Consider the following 16688-nt stretch of genomic DNA (forward strand, 5'->3'; position numbering starts at 1 on the left):
GGATTCTTGCGTAGTGAGCGTTCTTTGGTCCAAACAATTGGTCGAGCTGCTCGGAATTCTGATGGTAAAGTGATCATGTATGCGGATAAAATGACTGACTCTATGCAGCGAGCGATTGATGAAACAAGTCGCCGCCGCAGTATCCAAGAGGCGTATAATAAAGAGCATGGCATCGAACCAAAAACGATCATTAAGGAAATTCGCGATTTGATCGCTATTACGAAAGTTGCGGAAGAGTCAGGCGATTATACAACCACTTCGTATGAAGACATGACTCGTGAAGAGAAAGCAACTCTCTTATTAAAACTGGAAAAAGAAATGAAAGATGCCGCAAAAGCATTAGACTTTGAAACTGCAGCTACTTTACGAGACACGATCTTGGAATTGAAAGCAGCTGAGTAAAAGGAGACAAGAGAATGGCAAATGATAAAATCGTAATCCATGGCGCTCGCGCACACAATTTAAAGAACATTGATGTGACGATTCCTAGAGATAAACTGGTTGTTGTGACCGGTTTGTCTGGTTCAGGAAAGAGCTCTTTGGCGTTTGATACCCTTTATGCAGAAGGACAGCGGCGGTATGTGGAAAGCTTGTCTGCATATGCACGACAATTTCTAGGACAAATGGATAAGCCAGATGTGGATAGTATCGATGGACTGAGTCCAGCGATCTCCATTGATCAGAAAACGACGAGTAAGAATCCTCGCTCAACGGTCGGTACGGTGACCGAGATCAATGACTATCTGCGTTTGCTGTACGCCCGTATTGGACACCCGATCTGCCCGAATGATCATATTGAGATCACTAGTCAATCAGTGGAACAAATGGTCGACGAAGTACTGGCATTGCCAGATCGGACAAAGATCCAGTTGTTGGCACCGATCGTTTATCAAAAGAAAGGCCAGCACAAAAAAGTTTTTGAAATGATTCAACGAGAAGGGTATGTGAGGATTCGAGTAGACGGTGAAATCTATGATGTTTCTGAAGCGCCTGAACTGGAAAAAAATAAAAAACACGACATCGCCATCGTGATTGACCGGGTCGTTGTCAAAGAGGGCATTCGTTCGCGATTGTTTGATTCTTTTGAAGCCGCATTACGTTTGGCAGATGGCTACGCTGTAGTAGATGTGATTGGTCAAGAAGAGATGTTGTTTAGTGAACACTATTCTTGTCCTTATTGCGGCTTCACAGTAGGCGAGTTAGAACCACGTTTGTTTTCTTTCAATGCACCTTTTGGGGCTTGTCCGGATTGTGATGGATTAGGGGTAAAATTAGAAGTTGATACTGATCTAGTGATTCCTGATACTAGCAAAACGTTGCGTGAAGGTGCAATCGTTCCTTGGAATCCCATTAGTTCACAATATTATCCACAAATGCTGGAACAAGCTTGCTTGGAATTCAATATTGAGATGGACACGCCTTTTGAAGAATTGCCAGAAGAACACCAAGCAATTATTTTGAATGGTTCCAATGGCGAAATGTTCCATTTTCATTATGAAAATGATTTTGGCGGTGTACGGGACGTTGAAGTACCCTTTGAAGGAATTCTTCCTAATATCAAACGTCGCTATCATGAAACCAATAGTGATTTCACCCGGGAACAAATGCGTCTGTACATGACAGAATTGACCTGTAAAACCTGTCATGGCTACCGGCTAAACCCGCAAGCATTATCCGTCAAAGTGAATGGCAAGCATATTGGTGAACTTAGTGAGATGGCAATTAACAACGCCTTATCATTTGTCGAAAAATTAACGCTCTCTGAACAAGAAAAGATGATCGCAAAACCGATCGTCAAAGAAGTGGATGACCGGTTAAGCTTTTTGCGCAATGTGGGATTGGATTATTTGACTTTAAGTCGGGCTTCTGGCACTTTGTCCGGGGGCGAAGCTCAACGTATTCGCTTAGCGACACAAATTGGTTCCAATCTTTCTGGTGTGCTTTATATCTTGGATGAACCTTCGATCGGTCTTCATCAGAGAGACAATGACCGCTTATTGGATTCATTGCGTAAAATGAGAGATCTTGGCAATACATTGATTGTGGTCGAACATGATGAAGACACCATGCGTTCTGCCGATTATTTGATTGATGTAGGTCCGGGAGCTGGACATGCTGGCGGCGAGATCGTTGCAGCAGGGACCCCAGAGGAAGTTGCGGCTAATGAACATTCGCTGACTGGACAATATCTTTCAGGAAAACGGGAGATTCCAACGCCGGCAGAACGTCGAGCAGGAAATGGACAGTCCATTCGCTTGACTGGCGCAGCTGAGAACAACTTGAAAAATGTCAGCGTTGATTTTCCTCTTGGAAAGTTTATTGCTGTGACTGGGGTATCTGGTTCGGGAAAATCAACATTAGTGAATGAAATTTTGAAAAAAGCTTTAGCACAAAAAATCAACCGCAATTCGAACAAACCGGGAAAATATAAGAAACTAACCGGATATGAAGCAATCGAAAAGCTAATCGACATTGACCAAAGTCCCATCGGGCGAACCCCTCGAAGTAATCCGGCAACTTATACAAGTGTTTTTGACGACATTCGTGATTTGTTTGCAAAAACCAATGAAGCCAAAGTCCGCGGTTATAAAAAAGGTCGCTTCAGCTTTAATGTCCGCGGCGGTCGCTGTGAGGCGTGTAAAGGAGATGGGATCATCAAGATCGAGATGCATTTCTTGCCGGATGTCTATGTTCCTTGTGAGGTTTGCCACGGCAAACGATACAATTCAGAAACCCTCGAAGTGCATTACAAAGGGAAGAATATAGCAGAGATCCTTGAGATGACGGTCGAAGATGCTGTCGAATTCTTCAAACATATTCCTAAGATCCATCGAAAATTACAAACGATCGTTGATGTAGGTCTAGGGTATGTCACGATGGGGCAACCGGCAACCACTTTGTCAGGTGGGGAAGCACAGCGAATGAAACTTGCCAGTGAACTCCACAAAAATTCTCATGGAAAAAGCTTCTATATATTAGATGAACCTACAACTGGTTTGCATACGGATGATATTGCTCGTTTATTGAAAGTCTTGGAGCGTTTTGTTGATGCAGGGAATACAGTTCTAGTGATCGAGCATAATCTTGATGTGATCAAATCAGCAGATCATGTGATTGATTTAGGTCCAGAAGGCGGCGAGGGCGGAGGAACGATCCTTGCAACTGGTACACCTGAAGAGATAGCAGCAGTTCCTGAAAGCTATACCGGAAAATACCTCAAGAAAGTCTTATGAGAGAGGTAGGATAAAGGCGGAGATAAAGGGGATTTTAGCAAAATTTAATATTTACTGTAATAATTCTGCAAATTCTCAAATAACTCTTGTAATGCACCGTTTATTTGTTAAAATAGCAATAGGTAAATGTCTATTCGTAACAGAATAAACGACCTATAAGTTCTATCCGTTCAAAGAAGAGGAAGGCAATCAGAGGTACATACTTTGATTGCTTTTTTCTTTATGGTATTATAGGTCTGTTGTAACAAAGTAAATAGGTAAAAATCTAAATTTATATATGCAAAAGAGAGAGTGGTTTTATGAATCCGGAAAAATTCGTTCCTATTTTGTTAGGAAGCGATATGAATGTCTATGGTATGGCAAGAGCCTTTCACGAAGCATATGGCATCCAGTCAATTGCTTATGCTGGGACACAGCTTGCCCCCACCCGCTATAGCAAAATCGTCAAGGTCAATCAAGTAGCAGGATTTGATCATGATCCTGGTTTTTTAGATACATTGATTGATTTGGCAAAAACCACTTATAACGATCCCTCTATGACTTATTTGTTGATTCCTTGCGGGGATGGTTATGCTGAATTGTTAGCGAAACATAAAGCAGATTTAGCGTCATATTACACATTTATTGCGAATGATTATTCTTTGTTGAAACGATTGATCAATAAAGTGAGTTTCTATGAAGTGTGTGAAGAGTTTGGCTTACCTTATCCAAAAACTTTTATTTTGACACCAGATCTATTAGAGGATGGCCGCTTTACTCAAGAACTGCCATTTGAGTTTCCCGTGGCATTGAAACCGGCAAATAGTGTCGCTTGGTTATCTGTTGATTTCGAAGGACGGAAGAAAGCCTTTATTATTGAAGATCGTGCCGAGTTCGATAAGATTGTTGAGCGGATTTATCAAGCTGGCTATAATTACGAGATGATCGTGCAAGATTTTATTCCAGGGGATGACAGCAATATGCGTGTGCTGAATGCCTATGTTGACAAAGACCATAATGTACGAGTGATGGCATTGGGTCATCCACTTTTAGAAGATCCAACTCCTGGAGCAGTCGGCAATTACGTGGTTATTCTGCCGGATGAAAACCAACAAATCTATCAAATGATTTCGACGTTCTTAAAACAAATTCAATATGTTGGCTTTGCCAATTTTGATTTGAAATATGATAGCCGAGATGGGCAATACAAATTATTTGAAATCAATCTTCGTCAGGGGAGAAGTAGCTTTTTCATCACATTAAGTGGATTGAATCTTGCTAAATTTCTGACAGAAGACTTAGTATTTGATGTGCCTTTCCAAGAAACTGTTTATGGGAAAGCATATGCTCCAACAGCGAAGCTTTGGTTGGGTGTACCGAAAAACATCTTTTTGGATTATGCCAATGAAAATGAAGAAAAAGAACGGGCTAAAAAGCTGCTAGCCGAAAATCGCTGGGGGACTACCGTTTTTTATGACAAAGATCTCTCCATCAAACGTTGGATTCTACTAAAAAGAATGTTCTATCTTTACAACAAACGATTTAAACTGCATTTCCATTCGAAAGAAGGCTAGTCTATGGAAAACTTCTTTAGTATCTTAGGTGGAATGGGAACGATGGCGACTGAAAGTTTTGTACGAATCTTGAACCGTCGAACCGTTGCTCATAAAGACCAAGATTATTTGAACTATGTGTTATTCAATCATGCGACAGTGCCAGATCGCACTGCGTATATCTTGAACAACGATTTAGAAGATCCTGTTCCTTATTTGCTTGATGACATCGCTAAACAGAACTTATTACAGCCAAATTTTATTGTACTGACATGTAATACTGCGCATTATTTCTTTGATCAGTTGCAAGAAGCCACACCGATTCCGCTACTTCACATGCCGCGGGAAGCTGCTAAATCTTTGCAAAAAGAAGGTGTTACCGGGAAAGTGGCCTTTTTAGGAACAGAAGGTAGTATCAAGGCTGGGATTTATGAAGCCGAGTTACGTGCTTGTGGCTTTGATGTCTACTTGCCTGAGCCGCAATTACAACAAAAAGTAAATACATTGATTTATGATCGGATCAAAGAATCTGATACATTAGACCAAGATCTTTATTTTGAGATCTTAGAAGAAGTAACACATAAAATTGGTTGTGAGAAAGCTGTCCTAGGCTGTACCGAACTTTCATTGATGGAAGAATTCACGGAAAATAATCCTTATCCGGTAGTCGATGCGCAATCGATTTTAGTCGATCGAACAATTGAAAAAGCGTTAACTTATCGAAATTGAGCGAGGCATTGACATGGGAGTCAACTCTCATGTTGATGCTTTTTTTGTGCGGTAGTGTTTAAATGATACGCCCGGCATGATATACTGTTAATGAGTGAGGAAGGAGTTTTACGATGACAGAAGTAGATAATTTAGAACTAGTGATCATCACTGGTATGAGTGGAGCAGGAAAAACCGTTGCTATTCAAAGTTTTGAGGACATGGGCTATTTTTGTATTGACAACATGCCGCCGAGTTTAATTCCTAAATTCTGGGAATTGATCAAAGAGTCAGGGAAAGTGACCAAAATTGCATTGGTCGTTGATTTGCGTTCGCGTTCCTTTTTTGAAGAAATCCAAAGCATGCTGATCGATATCGAGAATACTCGATTCATCGATACAAAAATATTGTTCTTAGATGCTACAGACAATGAGTTGGTTTCTCGTTATAAAGAGACACGCAGAGCCCATCCCCTTGCGATGGACGGCTTAATAACGGAAGGGATCCGTAAAGAGCGTGCGATCTTGGAAGACTTGAAGACAAAAGCGAATATCGTGATCGACACGACAACTTTAACACCAAGACAGCTGCGAGAAAAGATCAATCAAGAATTTCGTTCTTCCCATGAACATGGATTTCGGGTGGAAGTTGTTTCCTTTGGCTTCAAATACGGATTGCCTATCGATGCGGATATCGTGATGGACGTGCGATTCTTACCAAACCCACATTATATACCCGAATTGCGTCCGCTAACGGGAAAAGATGAAACCGTATATGACTATGTCATGTCTTTTCCAGAAACTGAAGAGTTTTATCAGCAATTTGAGACATTGCTTGAAACTATAATGCCTGGGTATATCAAAGAAGGAAAAAGCAGTTTGACGGTCGCAATTGGTTGTACGGGCGGACAACATCGTTCGGTCGCTTTATCTGAACGGATCAGCGCTGCTTTAGCAAAAAATTACAAAGTCAATGTGACCCATCGTGACAAAGATAAGCGCAAAGAGACGGTGAATCGATCATGAAAATGAAAACCTATCGAATCCGTAAACCTAAGATCGTTGTCATTGGGGGCGGAACTGGCCTGCCGGTCATTTTAAAAAGTTTGCGGAATCAAGGTGTTGATATCACAGCAATTGTGACGGTCGCAGATGATGGTGGCAGCAGTGGTGAGATCCGCAACCTAGTTTCGTCTATTTCGCCTCCAGGTGATTTGCGCAATGTGCTGGCTGCTTTGTCAGATATGCCGCAACTCTATAATGATATTTTTCAGTATCGGTTCAAGAAAGAAGACAAATTTCTTGCAAACCATGCCTTAGGTAATTTGATCATTGCCGCCATTGCGGAAATGCGCAACAGTACCTATGAAGCGATCCAGATACTTTCAAAAATCATGCACATTGATGGCCATGTCTATCCCTCTTCTGACCAACCTTTAATTTTGCACGCTGTTTTTAAAGACGGGACAGAAGCAGTGGGAGAATCCAAAATTGCCTTGGATCGTAAAACCATCGATCACGTGTTTGTGCGGAATCAAGATGACGAAAATGAACCCAAAGCTGCACGTAAAGTTGTGACGTCGATATTAGAAGCTGATATGATCGTATTAGGACCGGGTAGCTTGTTTACGAGTATCTTGCCGAATTTGATGATCAGTGAGATCGGACAGGCGTTGCTAGAAACGGCAGCGGAGACTGTTTACATCTGCAATATCATGACGCAAAAAGGGGAAACAGAACACTTTACTGATGCAGATCATGTTCGAGTTTTGCATCAACATTTAGGGAAGTCTTTTATTGATACCGTGTTAGTCAATACAGAGAAGGTCCCAGAAGGCTATATGGATCCAGAAATCTACGATGAATACCTTGTCCAAGTGAAACATGACTTCCAAGGACTGCGGAATGAAAGTTGTCGCGTGGTTTCAGCGGATTTCTTAGAGTTACGTGATGGCGGTGTCTTTCATGACGGTGATAAAGTGATCGATGAATTACTGCGGATCGTCTACGGTGCCAAAATCTAGAAAGGAGGCGACGCTATGTCCTTTGCAGCAGAAGTCAAAAAGGAACTGACATCACTAGAAGTACATCGGGAACATGCAAAAGCAGAATTAGCTGCTTTGATACGAATGAATGGATCGTTAAGTATTAACAACCAGCAGTTCGTTCTCAATGTGCAAACAGAAAATGCTGCCATTGCTCGGCGGATTTATTCCTTATTGAAAGATCACTACAATGTCCGAAGTGAGCTGTTGGTTCGTAGAAAAATGAAGTTGAAAAAGAACAATGTTTACATCGTTCGCTTAAAACAAGAGACCAAACGTGTATTGCTAGATTTAGATATTATGGATGGATTGATGTTTCATAGTCATGTATCGGATGAAATTATGGGGAATGCCCAAAAAATGCGTTCCTATTTACGGGGGGCATTTATGGCATCAGGTTCAGTCAACAATCCAGAGACCAGCCGCTATCATTTGGAAATCTATTCGATCTATGAAGAGCACAATCAAGATATCTGCGATATGTTGAACTATTATGGATTGAATGCGCGAGCCCTTGAACGACGAAATGGCTTTATTTCTTATTTAAAGGGCGCAGAAAAAATTGCCGATTTTCTCACATTGATCGGCGCGACCAATTCGATGCTCAAGTTTGAAGATGTTCGGATTGTCCGCGACATGCGCAATTCAGTCAATCGTTTGGTGAATTGTGAAACAGCAAATATGAACAAGACCATCGATGCAGCTTCCAAACAGATTGACAATATTGAATTTATTCAACAACGGGTGGGGCTGGGAGCTCTTCCAGAGAAGCTGCAGGAAATTGCAGAATTGCGATTGGAACATCCTGAAGTCAGCTTGAAGGAGTTGGGAGAGATGATTCCTTCTGGAGCGATCTCCAAATCAGGCATCAACCATCGAATCCGTAAAATCAATGAATTTGCGGATCGTTTGCGAGATAAAGTCAGTTAAACTAACCTGTGCCACAGGTCATAACAAGACAACAGTTGAAGGGATAGAATGAAGCTAAAACGGCTAAGTATCAAGTAGTTTTGGCTTCGTTGGACCGCACGTGCGAGTCGATTATCCTTCAAGAGTGGGTTGCTGTTAGAACTGTGGCACAGGTTTTATTCATTGATCAATTGTGTCAACTCATCCGCTGAGATTGATTCATCGAAAATGTGACTGCCTACGATAACGGTCGGCACAAATTGAATATTTGCTTTTCGGGCTTCTTCCACGATTTCACCAGCATACGTGGAATGGTTATGTTCGGTTAATCCTAGCTGGTTTTGCGCAAATTCTGCAACCTCCTCTAAAGTTAAATGTCCCCATTGATCTTGTGTTTGATAGATTTTAGTAATATCTGCGATCGTTTGAGCAGGATTATCCGTTGCTACAAACCGATGCATCACATTTCCCCGTTGAAGAGACTCTTTTTCTTTATCGAATAATTTGATCACTCGTTGAACTTTTCCCGCAGCAACAGCTTCGGTTAGGATCGGCAATGACTCTTCAAACCATTTGCGGCAATAAGGACAACGAAGATTCATGAATTCAATGATTGGCTTAGCATTTTCATCACCAATCTTGATTCCAGTAGTCGTATTTGTTTCTTTAGCTTTGATAATTGAAATATCCATGTTTCATCCTCCTTTTTTTTAAGTTTAACAGAATTTCAACTAGAAAGAAAAGGAGAAACAACCAAATGAAATTTGTGAAAAAATCTTAGATTAGATAGAAACTGTATCGTTTGCTCTTTCACTAAATCGCTGCTATTTTGATTTGCAGTATTTATTCAAGTAGATTTTTCAGCTATAATGGATTGTGTGAGAATGCTCAAAATGGAAGATAAAGGAAGTTAGAGAGATGCGCAAGAAAAAAACAATGGACGGAAATACAGCGGCAGCCTACATTTCTTATGCTTTTACAGAATTAGCCGCAATCTATCCTATTACCCCTAGTTCAACAATGGCGGAATTGGTAGATCAATGGTCCGCCAGCGGAAAGAAAAATATTTTTGGACAACCAGTGAAAGTGGTTGAAATGCAGTCAGAAGCCGGAGCAGCTGGTGTAGTACATGGTTCATTAAAGACTGGGGCTTTAACGACGACTTATACAGCTTCGCAAGGATTGCTGTTGATGATTCCAAATATGTACAAAATCGCGGGAGAACGTTTGCCTGGCGTATTTCACGTTGCCAGCCGAGCAGTCACTACGAATGCATTGAATATTTTTGGTGACCATACAGACGTGATGGCGGCTCGCCAAACAGGCTTTGCGATGTTGGCGGAAAGCAGTGTTCAAGAAGTTATGGATCTTGCACCTGTGGCTCATTTAGCGGCGATTGAAAGTGGGATTCCCTTTCTGAATTTCTTTGATGGTTTTCGAACCAGCCATGAAATCCAGAAGATTGATGTACTTGAATACAGTGAATTGGCTCAATTGATTGATCAAGAAAAATTAGCAGCTTTTCGCGAAAAGGCAATGAATCCAAACCATCCAACGGTTAGCGGAACGAATCAAAACCCCGATATTCATTTTCAACAGCGAGAAACGGTCAATGCCCATTACGATGCGTTACCGGCAACAATTCGCAAATACATGAAAGCCATTAATGATTTGCGCGGAACCAACTATGATTTGGTCGATTATTATGGCTGTGCTGATGCAGAAGAAGTAATTGTAACAATGGGTTCTTCGGCTCAGACTGTACAACAGACGGTGGATCATTTGCTCAAACAAGGAAGAAAAGTCGGGGTCTTGACAATTCATTTGTATCGACCATTTCCATTGGAAGTCTTTTTGGAAAAACTTCCATCAACGGTCAAAGCAATTGCCGTTTTAGACCGTAGCAAGGAGCCGGGAGCAAACGGTGAGTCTCTGCTTTTAGATGTCCAAAGTGCCCTTTATGATGCAGCGATCCGGCCAGCTGTCATTGGTGGTCGCTATGGATTGGGTTCAAAAGATATAACGCCAGATCAAATCGTTGCTGTATACGAAGAACTGACGAAAACAAAAAGTGAGCAAAAAAGACGGTTTACGATTGGGATCATGGATGATGTTACCCATCTCTCGTTGAACACGGAAGCTACTTTGGACTTGACCAATCCCAATACATTTCAGGCGAAATTTTGGGGATTTGGCTCCGATGGAACCGTGGGTGCCAATAAATCAGCGATCAAAATTATTGGCGATCACACAGATAAGTATGTTCAAGGTTATTTTTATTATGATTCCAAAAAATCAGGAGGATTAACAGTCTCCCATTTGCGTTTCGGAGACACACCGATCCGCTCGACTTATTTGATCGAGCATGCTGACTTTGTCGCATGCCATACCCCTGCGTATCTGCATACATATGATTTGCTGAAGGGGCTAAAAAAAGGCGGTACCTTCCTACTAAATACCACCTGGAATGAGCAACAAATTGCAACTAGTCTTCCTAAACACATCAAGCGTTACATTGCAGAAAATGACATCCGTTTTTATACCATCAATGCCATGCAATTAGCAATGGAGACTGGGCTCGGCAGACGCATCAACACGGCAATGGAAACTGCCTTTTTCTATTTGTCTGATATTATGCCTTTCGACGAGGTTCTGCCGATTTTAAAAGCGGAGGTATTAAAGAATTACGGACATAAGTCCATGGAAATTGTCGAAAAAAACTATTTAGCGATTGATCGGACCCTTGAATTGCTTTACGAGATTCAAGTGCCAGCTGAATGGGCCTTCATTGATGTGCCTGAACGGAAATCAACTGCAACATCCCGTTATGTTCGGGAGATCGTTGAGCCAATCAATCGACAGGAAGGCAATCAATTATCAGTGGGGACGCTCGTTCGGAATCAAATGACGGAAGGAGCGATGCCTCTAGGGACCACTGCAGTGGAAAAACGAGGGATTGCTTTAGAAGTGCCAGAATGGTTATCCGACCGTTGTACGATGTGCAATGAATGTGCATTTGTTTGTCCGCATGCAGCGATTCGACCTTTCTTAGTGGATGAAGATGAACTGACAGAGGCACCAGAAGGGTTTATTGTTCGAGAAATGCGAGGAAAAGATGGTCAGAAGTATCGAATCCAAGTTTCAATTGAAGATTGTACTGGCTGCGGGCTTTGTGTTGAAGCGTGTCCCGCAAAGGACAAAGCTTTGGTCATGAGCTCTTATGAAAGCCAAAAAGAGCAAGCAATGAATTGGGCCTTTGCTATGACACTACGTCAGAAAGAGAATCCGGCAAAACCGGGTACCGTAATGGGCACCCAATTCAATAAACCGCTTCTAGAATTTTCAGGAGCCTGTGCAGGATGTGGCGAAACTCCGTATGTCAAACTGTTGACTCAAATGTTCGGAGACCGCATGATGATCGCAAATGCCACCGGCTGCTCATCGATTTGGGGCGGCGCTGCTCCGGTGTCTCCTTATACGACCAACGACCAAGGGCAAGGACCGGCATGGTCCAATTCACTATTTGAAGACAATGCCGAATTTGGTTATGGGATGTTTCTAGCAAATCAAACACGAAGAGAAGCCTTAGCAGCAAAAATGCAGGCAGCCTTAATCACTGTTCCGATAGATCTACAAGGGATTATGCAAGACTGGATCGATCATCGGGAAGAAAGTGCAGGAAGCCAACAGAGGGCGGCAAAATTACAGGCTGCTTTACAACAAGAAATTCATCAACAGCCAAGTTTGCAAGCGATTCTTGACGACAGCGACTTGTTTGTAAAGCCAAGTCAATGGATGATTGGTGGCGATGGTTGGGCTTACGATATCGGATTTGGCGGAATCGATCATGTCTTGGCCTCAGGCGCGGATGTAAATATTCTAGTTTTAGATAATGAAGTCTATTCAAATACTGGCGGGCAAGTCTCTAAAGCAACCCCAACTTCAGCGATTGCTAAGTTTGCAGCTAGTGGGAAATATGTGTCGAAAAAAGATTTAGGGATGATGGCTATGACATATGGTCATGTATACGTGGCGCAAATTGCTTCCGGAGCCAATCAAATGCAGACGATCAAAGCTTTCGAAGAAGCGGAGAAATTCCCTGGACCATCTCTGATCATTGCTTATACACCATGTATCACCCATGGATTAGCAGGTGGCATGAGACAATCCATCAAAGAAGCAAAAGAAGCAGTGGCTTCCGGTTATTGGTCTCTATACCGTTACAACCCATTAATGACTGAAAAAGGTAAGCCAGCAATGACACTAGACTATAAAAAACCTGATTTTTCGTTGATGCCAACGTTTATGAAAACACAGGTTCGTTTTTCAGCCTTAGGTGCAGCTAACCCAAGTGCTGCAAGTGCATTATTCACAAAAACAGTCTTGGATGCCAAAAACCGTTTCTATAATTATGCGCGTCTTGCTGGGCAAGAAGAAAAGATTCGAGCAAAATTAGAAAAAGAGCCATTGTCTGAAGCAGAACCTCAATCGGTGGAAAAACAAGGAGAATCTGTTAGAACTAAACAGCGTAGATCAGTCTCTGATCCTGAAGTCGAAGCAGTTCGCGCGGCAAGAAGAGCTGCCAGAGCGGAGCGGAGAAAAAAATCAGAATAGGCAAGTGTCACAGCTCTAGCCAGTATCTGGCAGAGCTGTTTTTTTAAGCTCCATTACGTAAAGATCAACCGTGTTATCCAATAATCGAGAGTCCAGAAAAAAGTGAGATTTTTTTTGAAAAAATGAGATAAATTTGCTTTTTTTCAACGTGTTAAAAGAAGTCCTATGTTATACTATTATTTGAAGTCTTAAGAATAAAGGAAGGCTGTTTATGTCGATGAATTTCAGTGATTTTTTTAATTTTGATTATTGGAGAGAAGTTTTCTCGTTTAATATATTTTCTATTTCGTTTTTAATCAATGTTTTGGATGTTTTAGTTGTCTGGTATGTGGTCTACAAATTGATTCAGTTAGTCAGAGGGACCAAGGCGATCCAGCTATTCAAAGGGGTCGGGCTGTTTATCGTCTTACGTTTTTTAGCGGGTTTGATTGGTTTGAGAACTCTCTCATGGCTGATGGATCAAGTAATCACCTATGGGGTGATCGCTGCTATTGTCATTTTTCAACCGGAGATTCGGCGAGGTTTGGAACATTTAGGTCGGAGTTCGCTATTCAAGACCTCTAAGTCTGAAAAGCACGAAGACGAAGTGATGGTCCAATCTTTAGATAAAGCGATCCAGTATATGGCGAAACGCAAAATAGGTGCCTTGATTACAATTGAGCGAACTACCGGTTTGGAAGAGTATGTCGAAACTGGGATTGCCTTGGATGCCGATATTACCGGAGAACTATTGATCAATATTTTTATTCCCAACACACCTTTGCACGACGGAGCAGTCATTATACGAGACGGCAAAATTGCGGTTTCGAGTGCGTATCTGCCCCTTTCAGAAAGCTTGTTGATTCCTAAAGAATTCGGGACTAGGCATCGGGCGGCAGTGGGGGTGTCAGAAGTCAGTGATGCTTTGACGATCGTTGTGTCTGAAGAAACTGGGGATGTCAGTATCACTATGAACAACCAATTGTTATCTGGGTTATCTCGAGAACAATACTTGGATATTTTGAATCGAGAGCTTGTGCCTGAAGAAAAAACAGCAAAACGTAATCTACTGCAATCTTTCCTTGACGGTGTGAACAAAGGGGGAAGAAAATGATTAAGAAAGAACGCCAACGAAATATTTTTTATGGTATACTAGCGCTGTTCTTTAGTTTGGTGTTGTTTTTTATTGCTAGTGGTTCCACACTGCAAGTCAATCTATCCGGCTCTACTAGTGGTTATGAAGAACATCTTAGCAATGTTCCCATCCAAACGACGTATGATACAGATAGCTATTTTATCCAAGGGTATGAAACCACCGTGAATGTCACCTTGAAAAGTCGAAATCGTATCCAGTTGAATGCAGAAAAAAATGATGAGACACGAAACTTTCGCGTGATGGCGGATCTCTCTGAATTAGGGGAAGGAACGCATGAAGTTCCTTTAGAAGTTCAGAATTTGAGTTCGGGTGTAACAGCTGAAATCGAGCCGAAGACCATCACAGTGACTATTGAAAAGAAAGTAACAAAAACATTTACTGTTGAACCAGTCATATCGGGCGCAGATATAAAGGAAGGGTATTCTATCGCTTCTCTAGAGGCAGATCCTCAGAAAGTAGCGATCACTACGGGTGATCGCACCTTAAATGATATCGATCGTGTGGTGGCTGTCATTGATCCTAATGAGATCGGAACGTCCTCTTCAACAGTCAAAGGAACGATACAAGCGTGGGATACCGCTAAAAATGCATTAGCAATTTTGCCAGATCCCGAAACAGTTAACGTAACGGTAACATTAGAAGCCCCGACAAAACAAGTGGAATTATTCGTCACCCAGCAAGGAACAGTTCCTAACGGCATCTCCCATTTTATCTATAGAATGAGTGCAATCAGCGGAACGATTTCTGGTAGCCAGTCTATTTTAGATACATTAGATCAAATTGGCGTACCAATCGATATTTCAAGAATCACCTCAACTGTTGAGCGAACTGTTGAAGTGCCAGTGCCAGATGGTGTGACGATTGATCCTAAAGTAGTGACGATCCAAGTGACACCTGTTTTCCAATCAACGGAAACGAATGGTCAAACTGGCAACGAGTCATCTGCCGAATCTCGATCAGATGAAACTAGTGAATCATCTACTAGTGAAGAAAACCGTGATTCAGAAAGCGAAACAACTGTTACAACTTCAGATGAGAGTAAAGAATAAGAGAGGGTAATACATTATGGGAAAATATTTTGGTACAGATGGTGTTCGTGGAGAAGCAAATAAGGAACTTACACCAGAATTAGCATTTAAACTTGGCCGCTATGGCGGATATGTATTGAGTCAACATGAAACAGACGATCGTCGACCTCGCGTCTTAGTTGGGCGAGACACACGAATCTCTGGTCAGTTATTAGAAAATGCACTGATCGCTGGTTTGCTATCTGTGGGAATCGAAGTGTTTCAACTAGGCGTCATCTCAACGCCGGGTGTGGCTTATCTGACACGGGTCCAAAAAGCTAGTGCTGGAGTAATGATCTCAGCATCACATAATCCAGCACAAGACAACGGAATTAAATTCTTCGGTAATGATGGCTTCAAATTGGTGGACGAACAAGAAGCGGAGATCGAAGCTTTATTAGATGCTGCAGAAGATACGTTACCACGGCCGTCAGCTGAAGGTTTAGGAACCGTTGATGAATTTCCAGAAGGTCTTTTGAAGTATTCCCAATTTCTCCGTCAAACGATCCCGGGTGATCTAGAGGGCATCACCGTCTGTGTAGATGCAGCCAATGGGGCGACTGCTACAAGTGTCAATCGGTTGTTTGCAGACTTAGAAACTGATTTTTATACCATGGGAACTTCGCCGAATGGTTTGAACATCAATGATGGTGTTGGTTCCACTCATCCTGAGAAATTAGCAGAGTTCGTTGTCGAAAAAGGGGCCGATGTTGGACTAGCCTTTGATGGAGACGGTGATCGGGTGATCGCTATTGATGAACAAGGTAATATTGTTGACGGCGATAAGATCATGTACATTTGTGCAAAATACTTAGCTGAACAAAAACGTTTGAAACAAGATACCATCGTTACAACTGTGATGAGCAATTTAGGTTTTCATAAAGCTGTTGAAGCCATTGGTTTGAAAGATGTGATTACTCAAGTGGGTGATCGCTACGTTGTAGAAGAAATGCGCAAAAATGACTACAACTTTGGCGGGGAACAGTCCGGACACATGATCTTCTTAGACTTCAATACGACAGGGGATGGAATGCTGTCTGGTATCCAGTTATTGAATATCATGAAGCAGACTGGGAAAAAACTTTCTGAGCTGGCAGGTGAAGTTACGATCTATCCGCAAAAATTAGTTAATATTCGTGTGACAGATAAAAATGGCGCGATGGATGTACCGGCAATCCGAAAAATCGTCGAAGAAACAGAAGCAGAAATGAATGGGGAAGGTAGAATCTTAGTACGCCCTTCTGGAACAGAGCCACTATTGCGCGTGATGGCTGAGGCACCAACAACAGAAAAAGTAGATTATTATGTCGATAAAATCGCAGCTGTCGTACGGGAAGAAATCGGTGCGGAATAAATGAGATCAAAAACCGGCTCTTCGTCAAATCGTGTTGGTGAAGACAAATTTGAATAAAACTTAGTACGATATGCGGCGCGTTCTGTGCGCCG

Annotated in this window: 12 protein-coding genes; 11 read left to right on the plus strand and 1 reads right to left on the minus strand. The window is 42.0% G+C overall.

Annotated features, from left to right (window positions below; genetic code table 11):
- From AB5Z52_RS12070 to whiA, 7 genes are all read left to right on the plus strand, one after another.
- Positions 1-402: UvrB/UvrC motif-containing protein (locus AB5Z52_RS12070; RefSeq protein WP_368266931.1), on the plus strand; the 402-nt coding region annotated here is incomplete at its 5' end.
- Between the two features lie 14 nt (positions 403-416).
- Complete coding sequence (gene uvrA / locus AB5Z52_RS12075; RefSeq protein ID WP_137264421.1) at positions 417-3233, plus strand: excinuclease ABC subunit UvrA; 2817 nt, start codon at positions 417-419, stop codon at positions 3231-3233.
- A 299-nt stretch (positions 3234-3532) separates the two neighbouring features.
- Positions 3533-4786 (plus strand): carboxylate--amine ligase, encoded by a 1254-nt coding sequence (locus tag AB5Z52_RS12080; RefSeq protein ID WP_117474667.1) that lies wholly within the window; start codon positions 3533-3535, stop codon positions 4784-4786.
- A gap of 3 nt (positions 4787-4789) precedes the next feature.
- Positions 4790-5494, plus strand: coding sequence for an amino acid racemase (locus tag AB5Z52_RS12085; RefSeq protein WP_021149805.1), 705 nt, complete (start codon positions 4790-4792; stop codon positions 5492-5494).
- Positions 5495-5607: 113 nt separating this feature from the next.
- Entirely contained in the window at positions 5608-6498 is an 891-nt protein-coding gene (gene rapZ, locus AB5Z52_RS12090; RefSeq protein WP_003126416.1) for an RNase adapter RapZ, read from the plus strand.
- On the plus strand, positions 6495-7496 hold the full coding sequence (yvcK, locus tag AB5Z52_RS12095; RefSeq protein ID WP_005471344.1) for a YvcK family protein: 1002 nt from the start codon (positions 6495-6497) through the stop codon (positions 7494-7496). The genes rapZ and yvcK overlap by 4 nt, the downstream gene beginning before the upstream one ends.
- Positions 7497-7511: 15 nt before the next feature.
- The gene (gene whiA, locus AB5Z52_RS12100; RefSeq protein WP_003126418.1) at positions 7512-8447 is read left to right on the plus strand and encodes a DNA-binding protein WhiA; all 936 of its coding nucleotides are present in this window, start codon (positions 7512-7514) and stop codon (positions 8445-8447) included.
- A 155-nt stretch (positions 8448-8602) separates the two neighbouring features.
- Here whiA and AB5Z52_RS12105 read toward each other — a convergent pair whose 3' ends face one another.
- Positions 8603-9118, minus strand: a complete 516-nt coding sequence (locus tag AB5Z52_RS12105) for a DsbA family protein (RefSeq protein WP_003126419.1) — start codon at positions 9116-9118, stop codon at positions 8603-8605.
- 226 nt (positions 9119-9344) lie between these two features.
- On the opposite strand from AB5Z52_RS12105, the gene nifJ reads away from it, so the two are divergent.
- The 4 genes from nifJ (at position 9345) to glmM (ending at position 16596) form a co-directional block, all read left to right on the plus strand.
- Entirely contained in the window at positions 9345-13040 is a 3696-nt protein-coding gene (nifJ, locus tag AB5Z52_RS12110) for a pyruvate:ferredoxin (flavodoxin) oxidoreductase (RefSeq protein WP_123867016.1), read from the plus strand.
- A 211-nt stretch (positions 13041-13251) separates the two neighbouring features.
- Complete coding sequence (gene cdaA, locus AB5Z52_RS12115; protein WP_005471347.1) at positions 13252-14133, plus strand: diadenylate cyclase CdaA; 882 nt, start codon at positions 13252-13254, stop codon at positions 14131-14133.
- The gene (locus AB5Z52_RS12120; protein WP_003126422.1) at positions 14130-15224 is read left to right on the plus strand and encodes a YbbR-like domain-containing protein; all 1095 of its coding nucleotides are present in this window, start codon (positions 14130-14132) and stop codon (positions 15222-15224) included. The genes cdaA and AB5Z52_RS12120 overlap by 4 nt, the downstream gene beginning before the upstream one ends.
- A 16-nt stretch (positions 15225-15240) precedes the next feature.
- Positions 15241-16596, plus strand: coding sequence for a phosphoglucosamine mutase (gene glmM, locus AB5Z52_RS12125; protein WP_003126423.1), 1356 nt, complete (start codon positions 15241-15243; stop codon positions 16594-16596).
- The last annotated feature ends 92 nt before the right edge of the window (positions 16597-16688 follow it).

Source organism: Enterococcus sp. RTP21361st1_A6_RTP21361_211029, from assembly GCF_040910045.1.
In the GTDB taxonomy this organism is placed as follows: domain Bacteria; phylum Bacillota; class Bacilli; order Lactobacillales; family Enterococcaceae; genus Enterococcus_D; species Enterococcus_D gallinarum.

Excerpts from the sequence above, each read along its gene's own strand:
- uvrA (WP_137264421.1), top strand. The coding sequence starts at position 417 with ATGGCAAATGATAAAATCGTAATCCATGGCGCTCGCGCACACAATTTA.
- yvcK (WP_005471344.1), top strand. The coding sequence starts at position 6,495 with ATGAAAATGAAAACCTATCGAATCCGTAAACCTAAGATCGTTGTCATT.
- nifJ (WP_123867016.1), top strand. The coding sequence starts at position 9,345 with ATGCGCAAGAAAAAAACAATGGACGGAAATACAGCGGCAGCCTACATT.
- glmM (WP_003126423.1), top strand. The coding sequence starts at position 15,241 with ATGGGAAAATATTTTGGTACAGATGGTGTTCGTGGAGAAGCAAATAAG.
- whiA (WP_003126418.1), top strand. The coding sequence starts at position 7,512 with ATGTCCTTTGCAGCAGAAGTCAAAAAGGAACTGACATCACTAGAAGTA.
- AB5Z52_RS12120 (WP_003126422.1), top strand. The coding sequence starts at position 14,130 with ATGATTAAGAAAGAACGCCAACGAAATATTTTTTATGGTATACTAGCG.
- rapZ (WP_003126416.1), top strand. The coding sequence starts at position 5,608 with ATGACAGAAGTAGATAATTTAGAACTAGTGATCATCACTGGTATGAGT.
- AB5Z52_RS12085 (WP_021149805.1), top strand. The coding sequence starts at position 4,790 with ATGGAAAACTTCTTTAGTATCTTAGGTGGAATGGGAACGATGGCGACT.
- AB5Z52_RS12080 (WP_117474667.1), top strand. The coding sequence starts at position 3,533 with ATGAATCCGGAAAAATTCGTTCCTATTTTGTTAGGAAGCGATATGAAT.
- AB5Z52_RS12105 (WP_003126419.1), bottom strand. The coding sequence starts at position 9,118 with ATGGATATTTCAATTATCAAAGCTAAAGAAACAAATACGACTACTGGA.
- cdaA (WP_005471347.1), top strand. The coding sequence starts at position 13,252 with ATGTCGATGAATTTCAGTGATTTTTTTAATTTTGATTATTGGAGAGAA.